Origin of the sequence: Vibrio chagasii (genome assembly GCF_002954585.1) — a bacterium.
Classification (GTDB): Bacteria; Pseudomonadota; Gammaproteobacteria; order Enterobacterales; family Vibrionaceae; genus Vibrio; species Vibrio chagasii_A.
In genome coordinates this window covers 1-610 of the sequence record NZ_MSCI01000002.1, presented here as the reverse complement: position 1 = coordinate 610, position 610 = coordinate 1, and the positions used below count along the sequence as shown (strand labels likewise).

At 40.5% G+C, this 610-nt stretch carries 2 rRNA genes; both read right to left on the bottom strand.

Annotation, left to right across the window (positions count from 1 at the left end):
* Positions 1 to 294 precede the first annotated feature (294 nt).
* Positions 295 to 410 (bottom strand): 5S ribosomal RNA (rrf, locus tag BTO10_RS08215).
* A 93-nt stretch (positions 411 to 503) separates the two neighbouring features.
* A 23S ribosomal RNA gene (locus BTO10_RS08210) occupies positions 504 to 610 on the bottom strand; the annotation flags it as partial.

Below are 610 nucleotides of genomic sequence, written 5' to 3'. Positions count from 1 at the left end.
CAGTTCATTGAAATCAAGTTGAAACCGAAGTTTCACATTTGCCTTTGCTTTAAAAAGCGAAAACAAACTTGGTGATATTCATCAACGAGTGCCCACACAGATTGATAGGTTTAAATTGTTAAAGAGCTTTGCTATCAACGCTTTAGCGTTGAAGCGGATGCGTATAATACGCGATTGACTCTGTAAGTCAACATAAAACTCTAAGTTTATTTAGAACCTTATGGTGACTTGCTTAGATTCTAAGCAAAGTCGCTATTTTGTTTTCATTTTTCTAAAAAATGAAAGTAAATAGAAACCTGGCGATGTCCTACTCTCACATGGGGAAGCCCCACACTACCATCGGCGCTATTGTGTTTCACTTCTGAGTTCGGCATGGAATCAGGTGGGTCCACAATGCTATGGTCGCCAAGCAAAATTTTAAAATTCGGAAAGCTGTTTCTATTCTCTTCAAACTCATTCAAGCGTTTGTATCTTTGAGTCCATCAAAACCCCTTGGGTGTTGTATGGTTAAGCCTCACGGGCAATTAGTACAGGTTAGCTCAACGCCTCACAGCGCTTACACACCCTGCCTATCAACGTTCTAGTCTTGAACAACCCTTTAGGACGCTTA